The organism is Carnobacterium iners, assembly GCF_900177385.1.
Taxonomy (GTDB): domain Bacteria; phylum Bacillota; class Bacilli; order Lactobacillales; family Carnobacteriaceae; genus Carnobacterium_A; species Carnobacterium_A iners.
Genome location: NZ_FXBJ01000002.1, coordinates 318,718 through 343,557, shown reverse-complemented (window position 1 = coordinate 343,557; position 24,840 = coordinate 318,718). Strand labels below are relative to the sequence as shown.

The window sequence follows — 24,840 nt, the reverse complement described above, 5'->3', positions numbered from 1 at the left end:
AGTAAAAAAACTGCAAAACCTAAAGTAAAAGGCCTACAATTTGAATTATTCAATCATTTTCAACAGATAAAAACTCACCAGTTTCAGCATTCAAATGGATATTTACTTCGTTATTTCCTTCTTTAAATTCTCCTGTAAATAAGGGCGTATTTGTCTCCTCATCTGCTTCTAGATTCCAAGAAACGAGAGCAGCATTTGGAGCTTCTTTCTTAGATTTGTCAATCAATTCATCTATAACCATTAACTCATCCACCATCAATTCTTGGTCATCATAATCTAAGTCTTTCTTTTCTGTATTATTTTTTGTTTCTTCTCCGTTTTCAGCATTTACTTCCCAGTCGATTTCTTGAGTATCATTGAAACCGCTGATTTCATATGTGTAGTTGCCAAAATCCTTATCAAAATCAATTGAAGAAATAGCTGCATTTGGATACGCGCCTTGGAAATCAGCAACTGCTTGTTCGTACGTTATTGAAAAACTTTCCCCCTCAAAGTTTTTTGATATAGAATTAGAATTATCTGATTCCGTCATTATCGAATTATTCGTGGGTGCTTCTGTGCCGCCACATGCAGCTAAAAGCATTACAACACTCCCACTGATTAAGCTTATTTTTGTTAACATAGTATAACCTCCTCCTTATTATGTTTCTATAATAACAAATTAACCGAAAACTTAATATAATTTCATCTTTTTTTAAGACGGATTATTTTAGAAATAGTTAAAAAAATGATCTATTCACTAAAAAAGAAGGAATAAAATGATAAAAAAGAACCTTGACTGAATAAGGGGTCATATACACGATTTTATAGAAATTCATAGATCAAATAATAATGGACGGGTAAGTATAGCGTTTATTTGTGATTATTCAAAACAATCTGTTTGTAGTGTGGATATTAGAATAATTGAGTTTTACGTTTTTTTAGGATAAGGTATAAATGAGCAGTTAAAAAGAATAGTATGTGAGATGGTATGCATTGCTTAAATAATTAATAAAAGAGTGTAAAAAATTTGAAAAATAATTTATTATCTATCATCGTACCTTGCTACAATGAGGAAGGAGTTTTACCTATTTTTTTTGAAACAGCACAAAAAGAATGTGAGCAGCTAACTTCAGTATCTATTGAGTATATTTTTGTTAATGATAGTTTGAAAGATAAAACACTCACTATTCTGAGAAATCTTTCTAACACCTATCCCAATACAGTGAATTACATATCATTTTCACGAAACTTTGGTAAGGAAGCTGCTCTTTATGCTGGATTACAACATGCAAAAGGTAAGTATATAGCTGTAATGGACGCGGATTTACAAGGTCCTCCTAGTTTGCTGCCCAAAATGCTAGATACCTTACAAAATACTAACGAAGAAATTGACTGCGTAGCTACACGCAGAAGCTCACGTGAAGGTGAGCTATATATACGATCTTTATTTGTACGACAATTTTATAGACTAATTAATCGTATATCAGATACAGAAATAGTCGATGGGGCAAGGGATTTCCAAATGATGACGCGTCAAATGGTTGACGCTATCCTCTCGGTTACAGAATATAACCGTTTTTCAAAGGGAATTTTTAGTTGGGTTGGTTTTAATACCTACTATTTAGAATACGAAAATATAGAACGTGCTGCCGGTCAAATATCTTGGTCTTTTTGGCAATTGTTCAAATACTCTATTGATGGAATTGTAGCGTATTCAGGTATTCCATTGTCTATAGCAAGTTTTGTTGGGTTTTCATCGTTTCTCTTTTCGCTTGTATTTGCTCTTTTTATTATTATTCGAACAATCATTTTTAAAGACCCTACTTCGGGGTGGCCTTCACTGGTCTGTTTAATACTAACAATTGGAGGAATTCAATTGTTTTGTTTGGGCATTTTAGGGAAATACCTTGGGAAAATGTTTCTAGAAACAAAGAAAAGACCTCTTTTTATTATTAAAGAAGAAAACGACCCAAGTAATTAGTGGGCTATTCTTTATTTCTAAAAGTAAGCATGTTTTGCACATATATTTACAGTAATTTATATACTCTATCTAAGGGAAGCAAGTAAAAAATAGTTCGTTTTTAATATCGCTATTTGGAGGTAATTAAAATTAGCCCAGAAAAAAATAAATATACGTTTCCAATAAATGTGGGAATCATAATTATAATTGCTACTTTACTGATAGCACCACAAGTAATTATGGAAACTATGATTATTGGATCTGATTCAATATTTCATTTTAATAGATTTTATGACACGGCTTCTCAAATAAGAAATGGAAATTTCCAATATTTTATTCACATGTATGGCTTTCAGCAATCTGGTAGAATTGTAAATGCTCTTTACGGCCCTATGATGGCTTATTTTCAAGGTTTACTCGTTTTGATCAGCCCCTCATGGTTTGCATACCAAGTATTATCGAATTTCATTTTATACTTAGTTGCGGGCTTAAGTATGTACTTATTTCTAAGAATAAGTTCTATTAAAAAAGAGATTAGCTTATTTAGTAGTATCTTATTCATGACCACGTTTTCTGTTCAATACTGGATTATTAGACAAGGATTTTCAGGTTGGGGCGCTGCTTTTCTTCCACTTTGTCTATTACCAATTATTCAGTTCAAAAAAAATAATACATTTAATTTTCTTGAAGTTGGATTTTTTGTTGCTTTGATGACACAAATACACCTATTTACTGCGCTAGTTGTTGTCTTGATTTACTTTGCTTACTTTGTGGTTTTATTTTTTAAAAAGAATATAAACAAAATAAAACTTTTATTTTCTCTTTTTTGTGCTGTTCTATTTTATTTACTTCTTACTTTAAATATTTGGTATAGCATATTAACTATTCACGAAGGAAATACTCTCAATCCACCATTTATTAATAAAACAATTTACCTAAATACAATAACGGCAAATAGTTATCATTGGTTATTTAGTCCTTTTCCTTTGTTTTTAATTATTGTGTTAAAAGTCTGTTATGACAATAAAATGTGGAAATCGTATGATGTATTTGATAAAGCAACGTCTTTTTTGATTTTCTTATTCTTCTTGCTCACAACTAATGCAATACCATGGAAGTTTTTATCAACAAACCGTTTATTGGGTGTTGATTTCATTCAATTTCCTTTTCGGTTTTTTGTTCCATTTACGGTACTATTGTTACTATCTTTTGCAAAAAATTTAAATACCTCCTTTTTATCTTCTGAGAAAAAAACTTGGCTTAAATCAATACTCGTTTTGTCATTGATTCAAGTATTACTTATGACTATTTTTGTATCCTTTAGATGGAAATCAAATGAACCTGTCTTAGCTTCTAGGCACCAGTTTTTGTTTACTGATAGTCCAGATTTACTGAAACAGTCTTTTTTTAATAGAGATAAATCTTTAAGTCTTGAGCTTGTTCAGAAATCCACACCTGACTATCTACCCATTTATTTTCACGATGATTCAAATAAATATGTTGAATATGAAAAATATATTCTTGATGAAAATAAAAAATATAAAAAAAATATAGAAAAAAATTCCATAATCATCAGCTGGGAAGGTGAATCTTTAGAAGAGCGTAATATTCCTATAATTGTCTATCAAAATACAAATATTTTTTATAATACCAAGAAGTTAACTGCAAATGATATGCAGTTAACTTCTATTGGAACTCCTATAGTAAAAGATGAAAAGGGTAGAAACGTTATGACCATTTCTTATGGGAAAACAAAATATTTTTCAAGTATATTACTTATTACAGTAATTACTTGGGTATCCTATGCGGTCTATAAAATTTTGAACCTGGTTAAAAAAATTAATAAATGTTAATCAATTTATTAGATTCATTTCTTATTCGATTTTGGGTTTATTTAAAAATCAGAGAAAATGGAGGACATCATGAAAAATTATAGCGATAATAAAATACCTAAATTAATTTCTCGTCCGATTCTTGGAGCTCTTACAGCAGTCATTGTAATTTTTGTTGTTAAACTTTTATTTGATATCCCTCCTGCAGTTCATGATTTTATTTTTGATACTGTTTTTGTACTAATAATTAGATTAGCCATTTATAGAACCTTCTTTAAAAAGCCTTCTTTAAAAAAATAAAAAGTAACTATTTTGTTCTAAGAAAGTCCCCTGCCAAAAAGGGAATTTTTTTGTTTTGCTCGAAAAGAAGAAGCAGGGATTCCGACGTTTTTCGTGCCTGTTTACGACGAACCTTTTCAGCCTAAAGGCGAAAAAAGGCGCAAGAGAACCGACTGTTTTTAGTCTCGTAGAAACCACATTTCACTGAAATCCTAGAGAAAAAAAGAATATCTTTAAATCAAGGTTCCTGACACACAATTTTGTGTCATTTCATGTATCTATTGCGTAATTAATTTTTTTCATCTTTTTTATCTAATTTTTGCAAATTATTAAAAGCAATAACACAAAAAACTGAACTAAGTATCCCTAATGTAAAAAAAACAACTCTAACATGAAAATGACCTCGATTCATTGTAATTTATATACAAAAATATGAGAAATTCTATAAAGTTTGCTATCTTTATTGTAGCAAAGATAAGCTCGATCCAATAACATTCTAGACATACGATTTTATGACATTTCAGGTATTGGGTACGATTAGAAATGTTAAAAGATAGAAATAGATACATATCTATTTGACCAAGGGATCTTTATACTCTTTTTTAACTTTTTATTTTCAATATGATTTTTTTCAGATAATTATATGAACTTTATCTTGATTATATAATGGCGGTACTATATTATTTAGTATTGAAACAAAACGGAGGTAACTGATTTGAATAATGTATTAGTAAACTGGATTATAAGATTTGTTAAAGGAATCTTTATTGGATCCGGAGCAATATTGCCTGGGGTTAGTGGAGGTGCATTAGCAGCGATTTTTGGGATCTATGAGGAGATTATAAGCTTCCTATCAAACTTCAGAAAAGAATTTAGAAATAAAATAGTATACTTATTGCCTGTTGGTTTGGGAGGAATATTTGGCGTATTTGTCCTCGCCTATCCTATTGAATCCTTACTTAGAACTCATCCCGTTTATATTTTACTTTTTTTTATGGGGTGTATTTTTGGTACAGTCCCTTTATTGTACCGACAAGCCGGAAAATACGGGCGTAGTGGTAAACACTTACTTATAACCATTTTTACCGCAACCGTGTTCTTCTTTTTATTGGTCTCGGCAAACCTGTTCCTTGACGTCGAAGTTTCTAAAACCCCGCTCACGTGGGTTATAGTTGGAGTTATTTTCGCTTCGGGACTCATTATACCTGGTTTAAGTTCTTCTAACTTTCTTATCTATATGAACTTGTATGAACCTTTAACTAAAGGAATCAGCAGGCTGGATTTTTCGATTCTTATCCCAGTAGCAATCGGTGGACTGTTATGTATTATATCCTTATCAAAATTGGTTAATTATTTGATGAATTTGTATTACGCAATAATATTCCACTTTATATTAGGTGTTGTTATCGCTTCTACGCTTATCATACTTCCTTCTCAGCAAGCATTCGCAGCGTTATCTGCTATTGAATTTTTTTTTTCAATCATGCTTTTTTTCGTAGGGTTGATATTAGGATTGTGGATGAGCAAGTTGGAGTTAAAATATAAACCTGAAAATTAAATTAAAAGGAGAGCCCTTCAAAAGACGGGGTCTCCTTTTAATTTAAATGTTTTTGAGTTTCTTCGAATTTTAAATCGCCGCCTAGTAGCCTCACAACACAATCTTTTGGATAGGCACCTTGCTTTTTTTCTCTATTTTAAGGAAAGTCCCCTGCCAAAAAGGCAAAGGAGTTTTTTTGCCCGAAAAAAAGAGGCAGGGATTCCGACGTTTTTCGTGCCTGTTCACGACGAACCTTTTCAGCCCAAAGGCGAAAAAAGGAGCAGAGAGGACAGACTGTTTTAGCCTCGAATAGACCATATTTTACGATGTAAAGTATAGTGGTTTATACATTACTGAAATTTTAAGACTAAAAAGAACCTCGATAAATCAAGGTCCACGATATGCGATTCTATCCAATTTCATGTATTTGAAACGAACTATTAATAATTATTGCAACTAATAAAAGTTGAAAGTTACATAAGAAATAATGTCATATTAAAATAAGAGGCTGGGACTTTTTATCCCGACCTCTTTCGCATATCTAAATCTCCATTCTAGAACGTACTCCAAAAAGTAAACTCAAAGCGCTGTATGTCAGACTGCTTATTTTAATTAACGTTTTTTTCCTTTTACTTTATCTTTGAACTTGTTTGTTACCTTTTTTAAGTGACTCGTATGAGGTCCAACTCGTCCTTTTAAATCACTAACTTTATCAACAACTTTTGATAAGTTTGTTATCTGTTCATCAGATAGCTTTTCTACAACATCTAAAGCTTTTTTATTGCCTTTTAATCTATCTTTAACAAAATTCTTCGCTTTTTGACGATTAGCAGATACTTCTATTTTAGCCATAGCTTTATTTGATATAGATAAAACAACAGATCCAACTACTACTGCAGCACCTAAACCGACTAATAAATTGCGTGAGCTTCTTTCCATAAACGACACATCTCCTTTTTATTATTTCTCTATTAAAAATAACAGAAAACAAATAAAAACACGAATAAAACACCTGATATTATTGTTTAAATTCATTATTTCATTTTGTTTAATAAAAGGAAATGAAATATAAGGAATTTCAAGGCTTGAAAGTGCTGTATAAGTACGCTTCCAAATGCCGTACGTGTAAAATAGTTCTCGAGAGGATATTATCTTTTTACTAACAAAAATAAAGAAGGCGTTCTATCATAAATGTATGCTTACGCGGCAAATACATAAATGGAAGAGGCCTTCTTATGGATAACATTATATCAAAATTATACGAAATAATAAAGGAATCAAGCGATTTAATTGCTACAGAAGAATCTATTCAGCTTTATATGTATGAAGTATTTACGGAATTATTAGGAGATATATTTATACACATAAACCAAACGATTAAGGAACAAAAGCAACAAGAAGGATGGAAAGTAAAGCGAGAAGATTGGAAAACAGTCCAATTTATTTTTGGGCCTGTCCGTTACCGTCGTACTTTAATGGCAGATCAAGAGAATCAAAATCATTATCCATTAGATGAGTGGTTGGGGATTCGAAAATACCAACGTCATAGTCCGCTCGTAGAAGTCAAAGTAGCAGAGTTAGCCAGTAAGTGTACCTATCGGGACACCGCTGAAACACTGAAAGAATGGACAGCAGTAGCGATGAGCCATCAAACAGTAGGCAGCCTCCTTAAACGAGTGGGAGAAGCACAAGCGCGTGAAGACGAAGAAATGGTGATTGAGCTAGAAGAGTCAGCAGCGTTACCAGAAGGAAAAAAAGTCGATTATTTCTATGCCGAAGCAGATGGTGTATTTGTCCGTGGGACAACAAAGAAAAAAAGTTTAGAGGTTCATCATGCACTTGTTTATGAAGGCTGGCAGAAAAATGGAAAGAGAGTCTCCTTGAAGGAGCCTAAAGCCATTATGACGACTAAAAAGACGGCTGGTTTTTGGGCAGAAGTACAGGCTTTTACGGCGACTCATTACGCGTTACAACACGCTCAAATCATTACCAATAGCGATGGTGGACCAGGCTATACCGCAGATAAATTCCAAGAAACTTTTTCGCAGTCGAATTATCCCGTGTTGAATCAATTAGACGCTTATCACATCTTTCAAGGCCTGAACCGTGCTTTTGGTGTACAAAGTAATCTCTTTAAACAGAACATTCATCAAGCGCTTAAAAAACATGATTTAGAGGCCCTAACGATCTGGTTGGACACTTATGAAAGTACCTTAGAAGAAACACAAGCAGTAGAAAAACTGACTAGTTTTCGAACTTATCTTTTAAGAAATTGGGATCGGATTTTTGATTGGCGAGAAAAAGTAGAACAAGTACCGAAGGATGCCAGAGGTTTAGGCGCAATGGAATCGAATCAACGCCATATTTCTTATCGGATGAAAAAACGTGGAATGCATTGGAGCGAAGTCGGTTGTGAAGCCATGGTGAAAGTGAAACAAGGGATCTTAAATCAAACGTTACGTGAAGCATATCTTCACCAGCAAACTAGAAGTACAAGACAACAACGTAAGGTGAAACAAACCGTTCGTGTATCGTCTTTAATGCATCAAAAGACGCGTCAGTCAGTTGGGGCAAAGAAAGGAACGATTCCGTTGTATGCCCCTCATTCTTCAGCAATGGGGCAGTTAATTAAAAGTTTTCGATAATTCCTGTCTGTTTGGGGAAGGTTCCATTTTTTTGGAACGTTCTCCAAACAGATGGGCCAGCAAACGGCAAAGCCGTGCGGTAGCAGATAGGTGTACAAAAGTAGAACGCCAAACTAGCCTAGTAATAGGACGACCGAGTTAGTGTAAAATAATTGTTGGAAACTAAAAAAAAGAAACAACTCCTGTGTTAAACTGTTTTTACCACTAAAAACATAGAACAGGAGTTGTTCCTTAATGGACATTATACAGTATGCAGTTGAAAAAATCAGTGAAACAATGGTAAAAAATTTAGATTTAACACAAAAGAAAGAATTGGTTTTCCATAATCTTATTTCTGACGTCCAAGAATCGATGAATCAAATTGGTATTGCTTTAGTAGAAGACTTCATTGAAAACTTAGATGATTCTCTAAAATACTATCCAGGAAGAAAAAAAGCCTGGCATGTTCAACGGAAGAATGATGAGAAAAGACTTTCTACTACTATGGGAGACGTCGTCCTAAAACGGACGTACTATAAAAATAAGCAAAGTGGTCAGTTTACCTATCTAGTAGACGATCATTTAGACTTAGCTCCTCATAGTCGTATGGACTTAGGATTAGAAGCTGAGATTTTAGAAAGAGTGAAAGATTTATCCTATCAAAAAACAATCGATAGTTTTAAGACTATTTCTATTCGTAGCCGCACATCCGTCATGAACGTCGTTCATAAACATCTATTAGAACCTACTGAGGTCGCTATTCTTTCACAGAAAAAAATAGTGGATGTTTTATATATTGAAGCAGATGAAGACCACGTTGCCTATCAAGATGGTAAAAATCGGTTTATGAAACTTGTGTATGTTTATGAAGGTCGCAAACAAGTGGTTGGTACAGCTAAGCGAATAGAATTGGAAGGGAAACGTTACTTTACTGGGCTTTACCCAAATAATGAAGAATGATGGTTCTCAGTGTTAGACTATCTTGATGAAGCGTATGATTTAGAGAAAGTAAAACACATTTATCTTTCTGGAGATGGCGCTCCCTGGATTAAAGCAGGAGCTAAAATCATTCCAAATAGTACATTTATCCTAGATAGTTTCCATTTAATAAAGTACATTAAAAAAGCCTGCGTGGGTCACCAAGAGTGGTTTTCCATCCTCTACGGATGGATAGTAAAAGGTCAAAAAGATCTCCTTCACTTATTTTATCAAACACGATTAGATGATGAGTTAAACGATTCTGAAAGGATGGCTTTATTAGAGTCTAAAAGGTATATTTTTAGACACTGGACGGCTATTCAAAATCGAAAGAATCCAGATTATTTTGGATGCAGTGCCGAAGGTCACGTGAGCCATGTTCTATCTGCACGATTAAGTTCTAGGCCCTTAGGTTGGAGCCTAACAGGCGCGGAACACATTGCCAAGCTAAGAGCTTATACGCTTAATGGAGGCGATATAAAAGAGGGTCTAGAAAAGGAAAGAAAAGATTATACTCATCGAACAACGATTGAAAAATTAGATAAACGAGTCAATCGAAAATATGGCCAACAATTCCAAAGTGTATCTGGTAATCTTCCTGCATTGACGCAAAGTAAAAAAACACCATTAAGTATTATATTAAAAGGTTTACGAGGAAAATAAAGGTTTTCAAATGGATCTGATAAATAAGTAAAAGAAATTTTCTTTTATTTATTTATCAGATGAAGCAAACGAAGTGCGGTAGGCATTGCATAAACGGAGTAAACTACTTTAACCAGGTATCATTATTTTTTTCCAACAATAAGTTGACACTATCGACGACCGAGAAAAACTTGACACAAACCCAAATGCCTATATTCTTGTAAATAAACACACGGATAGTAGAAAATGATAAATAATCGGGTCTCTGCAGGACCAGGTAATTTAATCCCTGCTCATGTCATCCTCGAACCAACGAACACAACCCATTTTCTGCTTTGTCTGATGAAGATTTGTTTTATTAATGGCTAAGGTATTCTTTTGGAAAGAAGCAGAAAAAGACTGCAAAAAGTTGGACGGGACATTAAAACAACGGGTAAATACTGCTGAAGAACGGTTAAGAACTAGAGAATCTGAAATTGGAAAAGATCTTGGAAATACCACTTATTCAAAATTAGCTGACTTTAAAGAACTAAAAAATCAAAAATTAGGGATTTGTTTCATTTTTAAACCGACAAAAGATCAACAGATAGAAATTACCGAGATTGTTGCTATTGGAAAAAGAGAAGAAGAAAAAGTTTTTTTCGCAGCTGGAAAAAGACGAAAAAAATATTTATAAAACTGAGATAAAAATAGTTTTTTAAGATATAAAAAACCTTTATTTAGGAAAGTAACCGCTGTTCTTAGGAGGCTGCTGAAAAAGTGGATATAATAAAGAAAATAAAGCCATCGAGGAACGGATATGCTTAACTTTCAAAAATCACTTATTGTCAGTCCGTATTTGAGTTTATATGATCAGTTGAGCCTTAAGGATCATTTTTACGAGAAATGAATGAATTGGTTGATTTTAGTTTGTTCATGAAGAATTAGCGTGAAGATATTACTTAGATAATGGTCGCAAGGCAATAGACCCTATCCAATCATTCAAGTATCTTTTATTGAAGTCTATCTATAATCTTTCAGATCGTGACTTAGTTGAACGTGCAAAATTTACGAGTTTATTTTCTTTAACTTTACATAACGAAATCAACTATAAACTAAGTAGAGAATAATGTGAGCAAATATAAGTATCACTGATAAGAATATAGAATTCTCTCTTGCATAAGGTCTCCAATAATTCTTCATCATTACGGACTTCATGGTAGATCACAGGATCCTTCTTCATATCGTTTCCCCTCTTTATTTTTAAATCGGCTAGCTTTCTTGTATATTTAATTGCAACCGAATTCACATGAGAGAATAACAGGATAAATAATTAGAGCAATCTTATTTTTTAGAATGACTAAAAAATAGCCAGCTAGTTGCCAATATAACAAAAAAGGTGAATTATTTAGATTTAAGCTATAATTCTTTCAATCGTCAAAGTTAAATATTATTTGCTTATAAAGATTCTTCAATATTATCAAGGTGGTTTGAATGAAAGGATCTAACGATTAAATAGATAGCCACAGTAAAGCAGATGATTCAAAAAATATATATATTTCGATAAAAATATTTATAAAACAGCAATTTTTTTTTAGGATAGCAGGACCTTATTTTTGATATTGATTTTAAAATAAATTATAATGAGTTAAGTAAAAGAAATTCTGACACAAACTCATTTCTAGATTCGCTCACCAAAATTGGCTTGCCAAAATGTATAAAAAACCGTTAATTTTTGTAAGCGCTACTCAATTTAAAGAGAGGGTGATTTCATGAATGATTTTATTATACAAATCCATTGGTTTTATGTCTTGGTAATGCTCGTAGGGGCTCTTTACTTTTATAATCAAAGTAGAAATCCTAAAGGTGTTCCAAAATATGAATACATGATTGCAATTTTCATACCAGTATGGTCAGCACTAGCCTATTTTTCTATTGCTATAGGACAAGGATTTTTAGAAACGTCTGAAAGAACAGTCTACTTTGCAAGATACTTAGACTGGGTATTTACAACACCGCTATTGCTTGTAGCGTTGGCGCTTACAGCAATGTACTATACTAAAAAGAATATTTCTATGATTTTATCTCTCGTATTTTTAGATGTAATCATGATTGTTTCTGGATTGATAGCAAGTTTTTCAGAGAACGCTGCGAAATATATCTGGTATTCTATTGGAGTAGTTGCTCTAATCATCATTTTTTATATTGTTTGGGTACCGTTGATGAATATTGCAAAAGAAAGTGACTCAAAGCTTCATAGTCATTATAAAAATACAGCATTGTATCTGTCTCTTTTTTGGATTGGCTATCCGACAGTTTGGCTATTAGGTCCCTCTGGTCTAGGGATAGTATCAGAATCTTTTGATATTATAGCTTTCATCCTTCTACCTATTTTTTCTAAAGTAGGTTTTAGTGTCTTAGATCTCAAAGGCCTACGAAGTCTTGAGCAGAAAAGTAGTAAACAAAAATAAGTATAAAATACTGAAAAAGAGTTAAAGAACCCATCCTGTATTGCACCCTAAAAGTTAGAGAAAAAATCTGACTATTTAGGGTGTATTTTTTATGGCATAAAAGCGTACCAGACAAAAACGGCATAAACCATAAAAAGGATAGAAGGAATATAGGCTATAAGTAATAAAATAGAAGATAATTTAATTTTTTTATAAGCAATAAAAATAAAGTCCTTTGTATGGAGTACTAAAAAGAATAAAGCAATAAGTAATAAAATAAGTTGAGCAATTCCAATTGGATAATACCCAAAATAGATAGGAACAGTTAGATAAATAAAGTACGTTCCCCAAAATAAAAAATTTAGGGTAGCTAGGACGAAATAATTTTTTTTAATACTCAAAATATCAGATTCCTCCTTTTTAATTTTACAGACTAGATTTTTAATACTCTCAATAGATTAAGTATGCCTAACAGAAAGAAATAGAGAAGTTATTTTTTCTGTTCTACTAGAAACTAATAGCTTCTTTAGTTAAATTTTTGGAAATTAAGGATTAGAGTGAAAGCAAAGTCCATGTCGCTAATTTATAATAATGAATCATTACTTTAGATTCTAGTTTGATGCCTATAAGTATTCTCACTTTATCTATCTTACGTATAAAAGAGTGTAGAGGATATTTTCAGCTAGGTCGACTGCTCCTCTTTTTAGCAACTAGTTTCAATCCGTATCGCGCCATAAGCAAAACCGACAGTAAACGGTATCCCATGATCCATAACGTTCTTTAGGTAGGTCGCGCCATGCGGCGCCACTTCTAGCGATTCATAAAATAGCATTGAACATGATGCGATTGTTTTTTGGCGGTCTACCAGTGCGATACGGTGGAAAGAGATTTTTCATTTGATTCCATTGCTCATCAGTTAATTTATACCATTCGATACTCATGATGTTCACTCCTGTTTTTCTTTTATTATACTAGAAATTAGGTTAGTAGTCAGTTTTCAAACACACCCTAGTCTATTTTTAGTATTTTTTATTTTAATGGTATACTTAAGCAGAAAATAGTACAAAATAAATAGGAACAATAATGAAAAAAATAAAAAGGAGCGATTAAGAATGGGACAAGAAAAATTAAAAAATCGAGCAGATGTTCTTGAAGAATTAACATGGGACTTAACCGCTCTTTACGAAACAACCGAAGATTTTTATAAGGCTATCGAAGAAATGAAAGCAGCAACAGATAAATTTTGTAGCGATTATGAGGAGCAATTGGTTAATGCTGCGATTATTGGATTAGGTTTAAAAGATTACGAAAAAATTATGCAATCAGCTTCTTTAATCAATCATTATGCTTTTTTACCAGAAGCAGCAGATATTACAAATCCAGCTAATACAGAGCTTTCTCGTTTTGTGAATAACTTGTTAGCAGAGATAGATACTAAATTATCATTCTTTGATTCTGAACTAATCGCAAATGATTCAGACATTCTCCAGCAAGTTGTACAAGTAGAACCATCCTTTGCTGCCTATATTCGACACATTAAAGAAAAAAAGAGTATTCAATTAGATCCCTCAGTAGAAAAAGCACTAGCCCAATTAGGCCCAGTATTAAACGCGCCTGAGTCTATTTATGAACAGGCTCGCTTAGCAGACATGGACTTTGGTAGTTTTACTGTTGACGGTAAAGAGTATCCACTAAGTTTTGTTTCCTATGAAGAATACTACATGTATCATGGTGATACAGCTATTCGCCGTGCAGCTTTTGATAAGTTTTCAGTCGTTTTAGCAGATTATCAAAATGTAGTGGCAGAAACGTATTACACACAAGTACAAAAAGAAAAAACATTAGCTACAATGCGAGGTTTTGATTCAATTTTTGATTACTTGTTATTTGATCAAGAAGTAGACCGTGGGTTGTATAATCGTCAAATCGATACCATCATGAATAATCTGGCTCCGATTATGCAAAAATACATTACACATGTTAAAGAAGAAAATAAGCTAGATAAAATGACGTATGCTGATCTGAAAATAGACTTAGATTCAACGTATTCGCTAAATGTAACCGTTGAAGAGTCTAAAGAATTAGTCGCCGAAGCCTTAAGTGTTTTGGGTCAAGATTATGTAGACCTTATTTTAAAATCTTACCCAGAACGTTGGGTAGATTTTGTTCAAAACAAAGGGAAATCAACAGGTGGTTTTTGCACCAATCCCTATGGTAAGCATCCTTATGTTCTAATGTCTTGGACAAATCAACTGTCTGATGTGTATACTTTGATTCATGAATTTGGTCATGCCGGACAAGCAATATTATCTGCAGGTGCCAACTCTATTTTAGGTGAAGAGCCATCGCTCTACTTAATTGAAGCACCATCTACCTTCAACGAATTGTTATTAACTGATTTATTAAAACGAAAAAGTACAGATGCCCGAAAAGAACGGTTTGCTTTAACAAATATGCTGACAAATACGTATTTCCACAACTTTATTACGCATTTATTGGAAGCAGCTTACCAAAGAGACGTTTATCAATTAGTGGATGCTGGGAAAAGTTTTGATGCAGCTAAACTGAGCGAGATTAAAAAAGCTGTCTTAACTAAATTCTGGGGCGATGCCGTTGAAATAAATCCTGGTGCGGAACTAACCTGGATGCGTCAAAGTCATTATTACATGGGACTTTATTCTTATACGTATTCAGCAGGATTAACGATTGCAACACAAGCTTTCTTGCGGATTAAAAAAGAAGGACAGCCGGCTATTCGAGAGTGGCTAGAATTTTTAGCACTAGGCGATCAATACGAACCTGCAAAAGCAGCTTTAGTCGCAGGAGTAGATATTACAACAACAAAACCATTAGATGATACGATCAACTATTTAGCTAGTTCAGTAGATAGAATTATCGCTTTAAGTAAAGAAATTAAACGTTAAATAAAACGACTAGTGTGATTAGAGAGAAACTATAAAAAAGTGGATAAACCTCTTTTATTTCTTAACAAAACTTGTTAAACTGATTTAAATTGAGAGGGGATGGCGTATGAAACGGTTTTTTTCTTCTATACTATTAATAATCGTAGCATTGATAATAGGTTTTTGGTTAGGTAAGACAGATGTATTACAAGGCACTTGGGTCGGAGATACCCTTTCTGATACTGTAGAAAAAATTCCTAATCCTGAATCAAACAAATCCATTATAGAAGGGGAAGGTTCTTTAAAAAAAGTGAACCCGACTCCTGAAAGTCAATTACAAGAATCGGTAGCCGTAGCTGAACCAGAAGTGGAGATTAACGAAAAAACAGCTACAATTGATTATCAACTGCTAGAAGATAGTATTTTTGACTTATTAAATCAAGTTCGTTGTGAAAAAAACTTACCTGAATTAACACCAAATGCTCAATTAAAAAAAGCAGCTCGAAAACGGGCTAAAGAAACAGAAGAATCTTTTTCCCATACTAGACCAGATGGTAGGGATACGTTTACTATTCTTGAAGAAGCAGAATATCAGTATGTTTATCAACTAGCTGGTGAAAATCTAGGAATGGCTACAAATTATCTAGATGAAACAGGAATGGCGGAGTTATTGTCTGATGGTTGGGTAGATAGCCCAGGACATTATGAAAATATGATTCATAAAGACTTTAAAGAAGTGGGTATTGGCGTTTCTTTTGATGGAGAAAATATTTACGCCGTTCAACTTTTTGGCACACCTATGGCGAATTAAAACTCATTTTAACTTGTTTATATTCCTATGAAAATAGAGATATAAGCAAGTTTTTTTATTTAGTAAATTTTTTTACTTAAAAAGAGAGTTGAATTTCACTAGACGAATAGATTGTGGTATATTTCGCGTAGTAAGCGATTTTAAAAAAGATAAAAGATAAGTATACATAGAAAAGGAGTAAATCAATATAAAAAGTCGTGAAAAAAACAAGTGACGATAGCTAGAACTCTGTTACATGGTGGAGACTACAATCCTGATTAATGGTTAAATCGACCCGCTATTTTAGCAGAGGACTTAAAATTAACGGGATTTGCGCATATGAAGACTGTCGGTATCTTTACTTAGAGTGCGTTGGAATCTGAAGAAAGTGTGTACATATCTGACTGGTTAAATAACATATTTGAAACCATTCACCAAAATAGTGGCAATGTTATCTTAGCAACTCTAAGTGGAGCAAGGCCTGCTTGGTTGTCCCAAAACATGCGGAAGTATTGTGTACTAATGAGCTGCGATTAAAACACCTTCAAGGTGCGCGTCACAATCATTGCTTTAGTTCATCCGTTTATCTAGAAAAAACATAACACATTAATCGGTTATTAGCAGAGCGTTATGGCAATCATCTAGCCTTATTGAGGTGGCATGTTTCTAATGAATATAGTGGGGAGTACCATTGTGATTTGTGTCAAGCAGCATTCAAAGACTAGTTAAAAGAAACCTATAACAATGATTTAACGACCTTGAATGAAGCTCGGTGAAGTCCTTTTTGAAGTCATACTTTAAACAGTTGGTCACAAATTCAATTGCCATTCCCAATAGGAGAAGATGCGGTTCATGGATTGAACCTAGATTAGCGTAGGTTTGTTACCAATCAAATAATTGATTTTTACCAAATCGAACTGGTTTCTTTACGATAACGAACGCCTAAGATACCGATTACTACTAATTTTACGGTAGATACAGATGATCTTATTCCTTATCAAGGATTAGATATTAGGTGCTTTTCAATGGCGTAAATCCCGTGGCTCTTTTGAAGAATTCCATGATGCAATGGCATACCATGACAACAGCCCAGAAAATCGAGTCTTTAAAGATGTAGCAGAAGTCGGGGAAATATTAGAGAGCCTTTCAGCTGTTGCAGGAACAATTAGATCAGCAGATGTAGCCATTTTATATGACTGGGAAAATAATCGGGACCTAAATGATGCATGGAGCTACGGATTAGAAACAAAACGCTACATTCAAAGGGTATAAGAATATTACCGCACTTTCTGGGAAAAAGATATTCCAGTCGATGTGATGATGAAAGATCAAGACTTTTCTTCTTATAAGCTATTGGCTATACCGATGATGTTTTTGTTAAGTCTAGAGATTATTTCATGTTTAAAAGAATTTGTAGCAAATGGTGGACCGGTAGTTTGTACTTATATGACAGGAATAGTGGATGAGCATAATCTAGCGAACTTAGGTGGTTGGCCACAAGATTTACAAGATATCTTTGGAATAAATTTGGTAGAAGCAGATACGCTTTACCCATTTAATCGCAATAAAGTGCGTTATGGTGAGAAAGAACACACGTCTCTATTAGAAGTAAAGCAAGCAGAGTTTAGAGACGAATACCGAGAAGACTTCTATGCTCATACACCGGCTATTACAAGTCATTCTTTTGAAAAAGGTAAAACCTATTTTATTCGTGGTAGATTAGAACAATCTTTCCATAGTGATTTTTATGGAGAAATAATAAAAGAACTGAGACTAGCGCCGGTCATATCTGTTCAGCATGAAAAAGGTGTTTCTGTCCAAGCCAGACAGTCTGAAACAGAAGATAGTTTTTTTGTGATGAACTTTACGGAAGAAAATCAAGTGTTTGCTTTGATCAATCTGTTTGGGATACGCTCAATAAAGTAGAATTAGCTGGAGAAGTGACGCTAGAAAAGTATACTGTAGAAGTAGTAACAGCTGCTTTAAAATATAAAATTAATTAAAAAATAGGACTTATTTTCAAGTAGATTAAAGTTAGGATGGCCTTTTTTTATAATTTTACTAAAATTTACTTGATTTATTTTACTTTAAGAAATAAAATAGAAGAAACAATACGAATAAGAGGAGACTAATGATGGAATTAAAAGGCCTGAAGGAAAAGTTTGTAGAACTGTTTGGTGACAAAGAATTGAAAGCGTTTTTCGCTCCAGGACGAATCAACTTAATTGGCGAGCACACTGATTACAATGGAGGGAACGTTTTTCCTTGTGCTATTACGTTAGGAACTTATGGAGTTGCAGCTAAAAGAGAAGATACGACAGTAAACTTATATTCTGAAAACTTTCCAGATTTAGGCGTCATTTCTTTTGATTTATCTGACTTAACTTATCGTGAGGAAGATAAATGGACTAATTATCCTAAAGGTGTATTGAATTATTTAAAAGAAGCAGGACACGATATTTCAACGGGAATTGACGCAGCAATTTATGGCACTATTCCTAATGGTGCTGGCTTATCTTCATCCGCTTCAATTGAATTGCTAATGGGAATTATCTTAGAAGACTTGTTTGACTTAGAGTTAACTCGTCTTGACTTAATTAAAACTGGTAAAAAGGTAGAAAATGAATTTATTGGAGTAAACTCTGGTATTATGGATCAATTTGCTGTTGGTATGGGAGCAGAAGATAAAGCCATACTACTTGATTGCAACACGTTAGAGTACGAATTGATTCCAGTTGAACTTGGCGACCATAAGATTGTAATTATGAATACAAAAAAACGTCGTGAACTAGCAACATCTGACTACAATTCAAGACGTAGTGAATGTGAGCAGGCATTAGAAGAGTTACAAAGATTTGTTCCTGTTGCTTCATTAGGTGAATTAGATGAAGCAACGTTTGAAACATATGAAAACCAATTATCGAATCAAACGATTAAAAAGCGTGCAAGACACGCGGTTACCGAAAATCAACGGACAATTAAAGCAGCAAAAGCACTAAAATCAGGTGATTTAAAAGAATTTGGATTGTTAATGAATGCTTCGCATATCTCTTTGAGAGACAACTATGAAGTGACGGGCGTTGAATTAGATACATTGGTCCAAGCTGCTTGGGATCAACCAGGAGTTATCGGAGCACGAATGACTGGAGCTGGCTTTGGTGGTTGCTCACTTGCGATAGTAGCTAATGATCAAATTGACCCATTTATTGAAAACGTTGGTAAACGATATGAAGCAGAAATCGGCTATCCAGCTGAGTTTTATATTGCAAGTATTAGCGACGGCGCAAAAGTATTATAAAGAGTACTGAAATAAGCTCGTTGTGTTCACTTGATGAGGTTAGTATCCGACATCTAGTGAACATTATTGGCGTACAAGTAGAATAAAAATACGAAAATGGCGTTTACTATAAACGACAAAAGGTGGTATTAGGTGAATACAATAGAAAATGTAAATCAACTGATGATAGATTTCATTGAAATCGGCTGTCAAAAAAAAGAAATTGACTCATTAGATAAAATTCTAAAGACTAACCAGTTATTGCAATTATTAGGTAAAATTGATTTTGACCCAACACTAAAAGCTTCTAAACACCTTTCTGAACGTTTGGAATTATTAGATCAACTAATTGATTGTGCGGTAGAATCAGGCAACATTTCAGATCTACAAACAGAGCGCGAGGTATTAGAAGCGGAAATAATGAATTTAGTAACTCCTTTAACATCAGAAGTTAACCGACAGTTCTGGTCGCACTATGCGATTAGTCCGAAACAGGCAACGGATTATTTTTATCAGTTAAGCCAAGCTAATGACTACATCAAAACAAGACAAATTGCAAAAAATAGTCATTTTATTTCGCAAAGTCCGTTTGGACCACTAGAAATTACGATTAATTTATCTAAACCAGAAAAAGACCCAAAACAAATTGCTTTAGCCAAACAATCAACGACTACGAATTACCCAACGTGCTTGTTGTGTATGGAGAATGAGGGCTATGCTGGACACCTTAATCATCCGGCAAGAAGCAACCATCGGATTGTCAGGATGCCTTTAAATGGTGAAGGATGGGGACTACAGTATTCTCCTTATGCGTATTATGATGAACATTGCATTTTTTTATCACAAGAACACAAGCCAATGAAACTAGAAAAAGCAACATTTGAAAAATTATTGGGTATTGTTGAACAATTTCCTCATTATTTTGTGGGTTCTAACGCTGACCTTCCGATTGTAGGTGGCTCTATTTTAACCCATGATCATTATCAAGGCGGAAGACACACGTTTGCTATGGAACAAGCAAAGATTACCCACTCATTTGACTTAAAAGGATTTCCATCCATTGAAGCAGGATTAGTTCATTGGCCAATGTCTGTTATTCGTTTGAAGGGTTCGAATAAAGTAGAAATGATTGATGCAGCAACGCTTATTCTTGAAGAATGGCGTGGTTACTCAGATCCAACGGTTGCAATCGTAGCGCAAACGGATAACGTTTCTCATAATACGGTTACTCCAATAGCACGAATGAACGGCGATAAGTTCGAATTAGATTTAGTCTTGCGAAATAATCGAGTAACAGCTGAATTTCCTGATGGTATTTTCCATCCTCATGCTGACGTGCAACACATTAAAAAAGAAAATATTGGCTTAATTGAAGTAATGGGTCTAGCTATCTTACCACCACGCTTAAAAGCAGAGTTAAAAGAAGTTGAGCGTTATTTGTTGAACCAAGAAAACAACATGGCAGAAAGTCATAGAGAATGGGCAATAGAAATAAAAGCACAAACAAAACCTATGACAGATAACGTAAAAGAGATAATCGACAAAGCAGTAGGCGAAGTGTTCTTGCGCGTTTTAGAAGACGCTGGGGTTTACAAACAAACAGATGAAGGTCAAGCGGCATTTAAGTCCTTCATTCAAACGATTCAATAAAGATAAAGAAAAGGAGGAAGGATAAATGAAAGCAAGCAAGCGTCTTTTTGGAGAAGTAGAAGGCAGACCAGTTTATGAATACACATTAGAAAATAGTCAGGGTATACAAGTGTCTGCAATGGACTATGGTGCAACATTGACAGCAATTAAAACGCCAGATAAAGATGGGAAAATAGAGAACATTACATTAGGATTTGATTCCGTTGAACCTTATGTTACCTATCGACCTTATTATGGTGCAACCATAGGTCGGGTAGCGGGTAGAATTGCCAATGGGGCTTTTGAACTAGACGGTAAACCGGTCCAATTAACGATTAATGAAGGTGTGAACCATCATCATGGTGGCAGCCCAGCTTTTGATTCACGTTTCTGGGAAGCTCAGGTGGAAGCAGAGTCTGATAGTGATGAAAGTTCATTGACCTTTACTTACCTAAGTCCAGACAATGAAAATGGGTACCCTGGCAATCTAACTGTCCAAGTAAAGTATCTCCTAACTCAAGCAAATGAATGCAAAATCCAATACACGGCCACAACCGATAAGACAACGCTTTTTAATCCAACCAATCATGTTTATTTTAACTTGTCAGGAAACCATGTAAATGGTATTCTAGAGCATCATATGCAATTAAATAGTGACTTTTATGCTCCATTAGAAAGCGATTCTGTACCGATAGGCCAATTATTAGATGTAACTGATTCGCCATTTGATTTTAGACAAGCTATGCCTTTAAAAACAGGAGTAAAAAGTGCCCATCCACAAACGGTTAGCAATCGAGGATACGACCACCCTTTCATTTTAAATCAGGTTAAAGTTGGGGAAGCTAACGGACAAATCACGGATGCTACTAGCAAAAGACGGGTTCGTTTTTATACAGACCGGGAAGCAGTTGTTGTGTATTTGAACAATTGGGCTGAAGGATTATATGAAATCGATGGACAGAATGTTCGTCCTTACTCTGGTGTCGCGTTAGAAACACAAGTACTACCAGATGCGATTCATCATGGTAATTTTGGCAATATCATTCTAAAACCAGATGAGAAATTCTACTCAGAAACAATTTATCAATTTGATCTTATCTTGTAGAAAAAAAGAAAGGAAGAAATAAAGAATGGCCACGATTAAAGACATTGCTGAAAAAGCGAATGTTTCAAGTGCCACTGTATCTCGCGTATTGAATTACGATGAGACATTATCTGTAGGCGATGACACTAAAAAAAGAATTTTTGAAGCAGCAGAAGCATTAGAGTATACTAAATACCAAAAGAAAAAAGGCAAGAAAACAGGTAAAATTGCGATTGTTCAATGGTATACAGAAAAAGAAGAACTAGATGACTTGTATTACTTATCGATTCGTTTGGGTGTAGAAAAGCGCGCCGAAGAAGAGGGCTATGGAATTGAACGTTATTTTCAAGATAGCCTTTTTGAACCGAAACAAGATATTGAAGGCATTGTTGCTATTGGGAAATTTAGCAATACTCAAATAAAGCAACTTGTATTATGGACTAAAAATATTTGTTTTATTGATTTCGATTTATTGGGTCAAAAACTGGACTCAGTAGTCGTTGATTTTGAGCAAGCAGTCTATTCTGTTATGGATTATTTGACTGGAAAAAATCATCAACAAATTGGTTTTATTGGCGGACAAGAACATTATGCAAAAGAGACACAGACCCCTCCGGATAAACGGTCTATCTTAGTTGAATCGTATTTACGCCAAAAAGAATTGTATCATGGGAAATTCTTTTTCATAGGAAAATTCAATGTAACATCGGGTTATCAACTCATGAAAGAAGCCATTCATGAATTAGGAGAAGATTTGCCAACGGCTTTCTTTGTTGCAAACGATGCTTTAGCGATTGGTGCACTTCGCGCGTTGCAAGAAGCTGGAATTTCAGTGCCGGAAAAAGTTGAAGTTATTGGTTTTAATGATATTAGTGTAGCTAAATACGTTTACCCAACGTTAAGTACGGTTAAGGTTTATACCGAGTTAATGGGAGAAGTAGGTTTTGACTTGTTGATGGATCGAATAGATTCTGAGCGACAAGTAGCTAAAAAAATTACCTTATCAACGGATTTAATTTTACGAGGAAGTACTTCTTAAGCTTTTTATTGTTCGATTAGACATTAATCTTAAAAACTGAATTCACTCGTGTAGAGAGTAGATTCAGTTTTTAGGTTATTTTTTTGTCTTTTTCCGTTATACTGTGCAAGAGAAGGAACACACGGATAAAAGTACCGTTAGTCTTAATAAAATATGAATCAAACACGAAAGAGAGTGAGCACGTGGTAAAAAGAAATCCTAAACCAACTAATAAAAAAAGAATAGAGAAAAAATCATTCCAATACAAGGACACAACAAAAGCGACTGAGTATACCGTTAAAGAACCAATAGAGATGTTAGATTTTTTAATAGAAGAAAAAGTTAAAAATAGTCGCAATTCTATAAAATCAGTTTTAACAAGAGGTCAAGTGTGGGTTGATGGGAAAAATATTAAACAGCATAATTACCCTTTATCTCCAGGACAAAAAGTATCCATTGTTTCTAATAAAGAAGCGATTAAAGAAAAAGCTTTAGTTGGGGTGAGTATTCTTTTTGAAGACAAAGATATTATTGTTATCAATAAAGAAGCGGGTATGCTTTCTATGGCTTCTAAAAATGAACATGATTTAACAGCTTATCGTCAAGTAACCACGTATGTTAAAGAAGACAACAAGAAAAATCGAGTTTTTGTAGTTCATCGTTTAGATAGAGATACTTCAGGCGTGATGCTTTTTGCAAAAAGTGAAGAAGTAAAATTAGCCTTACAAGAAAACTGGTCAGACAGTGTTAAGGAGAGAATCTATACAGCATTAGTCGAAGGAGTTATAACAAAAGACGAAGGAACAATTGATTCTTGGTTGACTGAAAATAAATCTATGCATGTTTTCTCTAGCCCGTTTGACAATGGTGGAAAGCGAGCTATCACGCATTACAAGAAGATTAAATCGAATGATGCCTTTACGTTATTAGAAATTCAACTTGAAACAGGCCGGAAAAATCAAATTCGAGTACACATGGAAGAAATTGGCCATCCAGTTGTAGGCGATAAAAAGTATGGTTCTACTATTAGTCCATTAAAACGTCTTGGATTACATGCAACAACATTAGCGCTCATTCATCCTACAACCGGTGAGTTGGTCAGTTTTAAAGCTAAAGTACCAAAAGTATTTTCAGTTCATTCAAAATAAGAAGTAGAATAAAAAAAGCTAAGCATTCTTTTAAAAAAGAGTGCTTAGCTTTTTTTAAAAGAATCTTATATAAAATAGTTTATTTAGCAAGGTTAAATTTCATATGAAAAAGAGAGTGCTACAACGTAGCACTCTCGATAAATGATAAAATTAGTTGCGATTGTTATGGTCTTCTTTAACTTCTCCGACTTTTTTCTCGACTTCGCCTTTAGCTTTTTGCGCTTTGCCTTCTGCTTGTTTAGATAAATCATTTGTTGCATCACCATAGGCGTCTTTAGCTGAACCAACGGCCTTGTCTTTCGTACCTTTTAATTTATCTTTCATTCCATTATCTTTGTCCGTCATACGATCATCCTCCTATTAAATAATTTGTTGTATAGTAGTCATTGCTACGCAACTTTTCTTTAAAAGAATAAATTGAATTGCGTCTAAAATGTGAACGACTTCTATAACCAAATAATACCTGATTTTTTAAAAAAATCAAACAATAAGCTTTTTTAAGCAAATTAGTTTAATGTCTTATATCTGTCACCTAGATTAGAAAAATCTATCTTGTTCGAGAAAAGAGACAAGTAGAGTAAAACTTTTCTTGAACTTGTCCTTTTTAGGTTGTAAACAGACAAGCGAGCGCCATTATCTGTTTAACTTGTCCAAAATGCACACGAGTGGACGAGTCGGTTCTGAAAAGTGTCTGACTTGTCCATTCCAACTGAATCAGCGCTGAGTTC

General features: G+C 34.0%; 22 protein-coding genes and 3 pseudogenes. 20 read left to right on the top strand and 5 right to left on the bottom strand.

What is annotated here, in order from left to right; genetic code table 11:
• Positions 1 to 49 precede the first annotated feature (49 nt).
• Positions 50 to 622 carry a PepSY domain-containing protein gene (locus B9Y54_RS01805; protein WP_085558720.1) on the bottom strand — a complete coding sequence of 191 codons (573 nt, stop codon included), beginning with the start codon at positions 620 to 622 and terminating at the stop codon, positions 50 to 52.
• A gap of 387 nt (positions 623 to 1,009) precedes the next feature.
• On the opposite strand from B9Y54_RS01805, the gene B9Y54_RS01800 reads away from it, so the two are divergent.
• From B9Y54_RS01800 to B9Y54_RS01785, 4 genes are all read left to right on the top strand, one after another.
• Positions 1,010 to 1,963 carry a glycosyltransferase family 2 protein gene (locus B9Y54_RS01800; RefSeq protein ID WP_085558719.1) on the top strand — a complete coding sequence of 318 codons (954 nt, stop codon included), beginning with the start codon at positions 1,010 to 1,012 and terminating at the stop codon, positions 1,961 to 1,963.
• A 113-nt stretch (positions 1,964 to 2,076) separates the two neighbouring features.
• Positions 2,077 to 3,795, top strand: coding sequence for a hypothetical protein (locus tag B9Y54_RS01795; protein WP_085558718.1), 1,719 nt, complete (start codon positions 2,077 to 2,079; stop codon positions 3,793 to 3,795).
• Positions 3,796 to 3,864: 69 nt separating this feature from the next.
• Complete coding sequence (locus B9Y54_RS01790) at positions 3,865 to 4,074, top strand: hypothetical protein (RefSeq protein ID WP_085558717.1); 210 nt, start codon at positions 3,865 to 3,867, stop codon at positions 4,072 to 4,074.
• 694 nt (positions 4,075 to 4,768) lie between these two features.
• Entirely contained in the window at positions 4,769 to 5,611 is an 843-nt protein-coding gene (locus B9Y54_RS01785) for a DUF368 domain-containing protein (protein ID WP_085558716.1), read from the top strand.
• 591 nt (positions 5,612 to 6,202) lie between these two features.
• Here B9Y54_RS01785 and B9Y54_RS01780 read toward each other — a convergent pair.
• Positions 6,203 to 6,529 (bottom strand): hypothetical protein, encoded by a 327-nt coding sequence (locus B9Y54_RS01780; protein WP_085558715.1) that lies wholly within the window; start codon positions 6,527 to 6,529, stop codon positions 6,203 to 6,205.
• Positions 6,530 to 6,825: 296 nt separating this feature from the next.
• Between B9Y54_RS01780 and B9Y54_RS01775 the strand changes: the two genes are divergently transcribed.
• The 5 genes and pseudogenes from B9Y54_RS01775 to B9Y54_RS01750 all read left to right on the top strand — a co-directional run bounded on the left by B9Y54_RS01775 (position 6,826) and on the right by B9Y54_RS01750 (position 12,284).
• Positions 6,826 to 8,235, top strand: coding sequence for an ISLre2 family transposase (locus B9Y54_RS01775; RefSeq protein ID WP_085558714.1), 1,410 nt, complete (start codon positions 6,826 to 6,828; stop codon positions 8,233 to 8,235).
• Between the two features lie 234 nt (positions 8,236 to 8,469).
• A pseudogene (locus tag B9Y54_RS12640) lies at positions 8,470 to 9,855 on the top strand (ISLre2 family transposase).
• A gap of 340 nt (positions 9,856 to 10,195) precedes the next feature.
• The gene (locus B9Y54_RS01760) at positions 10,196 to 10,510 is read left to right on the top strand and encodes a hypothetical protein (RefSeq protein ID WP_085558711.1); all 315 of its coding nucleotides are present in this window, start codon (positions 10,196 to 10,198) and stop codon (positions 10,508 to 10,510) included.
• Positions 10,511 to 10,781: 271 nt separating this feature from the next.
• A pseudogene (locus B9Y54_RS13110) lies at positions 10,782 to 10,943 on the top strand (transposase); the annotation flags it as partial.
• 642 nt (positions 10,944 to 11,585) lie between these two features.
• A complete protein-coding gene (locus B9Y54_RS01750; protein WP_085558709.1) occupies positions 11,586 to 12,284 on the top strand; it encodes a bacteriorhodopsin in 699 nt (232 codons plus the stop codon).
• Positions 12,285 to 12,373: 89 nt separating this feature from the next.
• Here the strand turns inward: B9Y54_RS01750 and B9Y54_RS01745 are convergent, their stop codons facing one another.
• Complete coding sequence (locus tag B9Y54_RS01745; protein ID WP_085558708.1) at positions 12,374 to 12,664, bottom strand: hypothetical protein; 291 nt, start codon at positions 12,662 to 12,664, stop codon at positions 12,374 to 12,376.
• Between the two features lie 330 nt (positions 12,665 to 12,994).
• A pseudogene (locus B9Y54_RS12635) lies at positions 12,995 to 13,204 on the bottom strand (transposase); the annotation flags it as partial.
• Between the two features lie 171 nt (positions 13,205 to 13,375).
• Between B9Y54_RS12635 and pepF the strand changes: the two are divergent.
• The 11 genes from pepF to B9Y54_RS01695 all read left to right on the top strand — a co-directional run bounded on the left by pepF (position 13,376) and on the right by B9Y54_RS01695 (position 24,112).
• The gene (gene pepF, locus B9Y54_RS01730) at positions 13,376 to 15,187 is read left to right on the top strand and encodes an oligoendopeptidase F (protein ID WP_085558706.1); all 1,812 of its coding nucleotides are present in this window, start codon (positions 13,376 to 13,378) and stop codon (positions 15,185 to 15,187) included.
• Between the two features lie 106 nt (positions 15,188 to 15,293).
• Entirely contained in the window at positions 15,294 to 15,977 is a 684-nt protein-coding gene (locus B9Y54_RS01725; protein WP_085558705.1) for a CAP domain-containing protein, read from the top strand.
• Between the two features lie 369 nt (positions 15,978 to 16,346).
• On the top strand, positions 16,347 to 16,493 hold the full coding sequence (locus tag B9Y54_RS13005) for a beta-galactosidase (protein WP_276526127.1): 147 nt from the start codon (positions 16,347 to 16,349) through the stop codon (positions 16,491 to 16,493).
• Between the two features lie 113 nt (positions 16,494 to 16,606).
• Entirely contained in the window at positions 16,607 to 16,681 is a 75-nt protein-coding gene (locus B9Y54_RS13000; RefSeq protein WP_276526130.1) for a hypothetical protein, read from the top strand.
• A gap of 343 nt (positions 16,682 to 17,024) precedes the next feature.
• Positions 17,025 to 17,228, top strand: a complete 204-nt coding sequence (locus B9Y54_RS12995) for a hypothetical protein (RefSeq protein WP_276526128.1) — start codon at positions 17,025 to 17,027, stop codon at positions 17,226 to 17,228.
• 48 nt (positions 17,229 to 17,276) lie between these two features.
• On the top strand, positions 17,277 to 17,882 hold the full coding sequence (locus B9Y54_RS12990; RefSeq protein ID WP_276526129.1) for a beta-galactosidase trimerization domain-containing protein: 606 nt from the start codon (positions 17,277 to 17,279) through the stop codon (positions 17,880 to 17,882).
• 208 nt (positions 17,883 to 18,090) lie between these two features.
• Positions 18,091 to 19,254 carry a galactokinase gene (locus B9Y54_RS01715; protein ID WP_085558704.1) on the top strand — a complete coding sequence of 388 codons (1,164 nt, stop codon included), beginning with the start codon at positions 18,091 to 18,093 and terminating at the stop codon, positions 19,252 to 19,254.
• A 132-nt stretch (positions 19,255 to 19,386) separates the two neighbouring features.
• Positions 19,387 to 20,883, top strand: a complete 1,497-nt coding sequence (gene galT, locus B9Y54_RS01710; RefSeq protein WP_256205865.1) for a UDP-glucose--hexose-1-phosphate uridylyltransferase — start codon at positions 19,387 to 19,389, stop codon at positions 20,881 to 20,883.
• Between the two features lie 25 nt (positions 20,884 to 20,908).
• Positions 20,909 to 21,967 carry an aldose epimerase family protein gene (locus B9Y54_RS01705; protein WP_085558703.1) on the top strand — a complete coding sequence of 353 codons (1,059 nt, stop codon included), beginning with the start codon at positions 20,909 to 20,911 and terminating at the stop codon, positions 21,965 to 21,967.
• A 25-nt stretch (positions 21,968 to 21,992) separates the two neighbouring features.
• Entirely contained in the window at positions 21,993 to 22,985 is a 993-nt protein-coding gene (locus tag B9Y54_RS01700; RefSeq protein ID WP_085558702.1) for a LacI family DNA-binding transcriptional regulator, read from the top strand.
• A gap of 182 nt (positions 22,986 to 23,167) precedes the next feature.
• On the top strand, positions 23,168 to 24,112 hold the full coding sequence (locus B9Y54_RS01695) for an RluA family pseudouridine synthase (protein ID WP_234987779.1): 945 nt from the start codon (positions 23,168 to 23,170) through the stop codon (positions 24,110 to 24,112).
• A 150-nt stretch (positions 24,113 to 24,262) separates the two neighbouring features.
• Here the strand turns inward: B9Y54_RS01695 and B9Y54_RS01690 are convergent, their stop codons facing one another.
• Positions 24,263 to 24,457 (bottom strand): CsbD family protein, encoded by a 195-nt coding sequence (locus B9Y54_RS01690; protein WP_085558701.1) that lies wholly within the window; start codon positions 24,455 to 24,457, stop codon positions 24,263 to 24,265.
• Positions 24,458 to 24,840: the final 383 nt, after the last annotated feature.

Bases quoted from the DNA above. Each gene is read 5' to 3' on its own strand.
- B9Y54_RS01760 (WP_085558711.1), top strand. From the start codon at position 10,196: ATGGCTAAGGTATTCTTTTGGAAAGAAGCAGAAAAAGACTGCAAAAAG.
- B9Y54_RS01790 (WP_085558717.1), top strand. From the start codon at position 3,865: ATGAAAAATTATAGCGATAATAAAATACCTAAATTAATTTCTCGTCCG.
- pepF (WP_085558706.1), top strand. From the start codon at position 13,376: ATGGGACAAGAAAAATTAAAAAATCGAGCAGATGTTCTTGAAGAATTA.
- B9Y54_RS01725 (WP_085558705.1), top strand. From the start codon at position 15,294: ATGAAACGGTTTTTTTCTTCTATACTATTAATAATCGTAGCATTGATA.
- B9Y54_RS12990 (WP_276526129.1), top strand. From the start codon at position 17,277: ATGAAAGATCAAGACTTTTCTTCTTATAAGCTATTGGCTATACCGATG.
- B9Y54_RS01690 (WP_085558701.1), bottom strand. From the start codon at position 24,457: ATGACGGACAAAGATAATGGAATGAAAGATAAATTAAAAGGTACGAAA.
- B9Y54_RS01780 (WP_085558715.1), bottom strand. From the start codon at position 6,529: ATGGAAAGAAGCTCACGCAATTTATTAGTCGGTTTAGGTGCTGCAGTA.
- B9Y54_RS01805 (WP_085558720.1), bottom strand. From the start codon at position 622: ATGTTAACAAAAATAAGCTTAATCAGTGGGAGTGTTGTAATGCTTTTA.
- B9Y54_RS01750 (WP_085558709.1), top strand. From the start codon at position 11,586: ATGAATGATTTTATTATACAAATCCATTGGTTTTATGTCTTGGTAATG.
- B9Y54_RS01715 (WP_085558704.1), top strand. From the start codon at position 18,091: ATGGAATTAAAAGGCCTGAAGGAAAAGTTTGTAGAACTGTTTGGTGAC.
- B9Y54_RS01705 (WP_085558703.1), top strand. From the start codon at position 20,909: ATGAAAGCAAGCAAGCGTCTTTTTGGAGAAGTAGAAGGCAGACCAGTT.
- B9Y54_RS12995 (WP_276526128.1), top strand. From the start codon at position 17,025: ATGGCATACCATGACAACAGCCCAGAAAATCGAGTCTTTAAAGATGTA.
- B9Y54_RS01700 (WP_085558702.1), top strand. From the start codon at position 21,993: ATGGCCACGATTAAAGACATTGCTGAAAAAGCGAATGTTTCAAGTGCC.
- B9Y54_RS01775 (WP_085558714.1), top strand. From the start codon at position 6,826: ATGGATAACATTATATCAAAATTATACGAAATAATAAAGGAATCAAGC.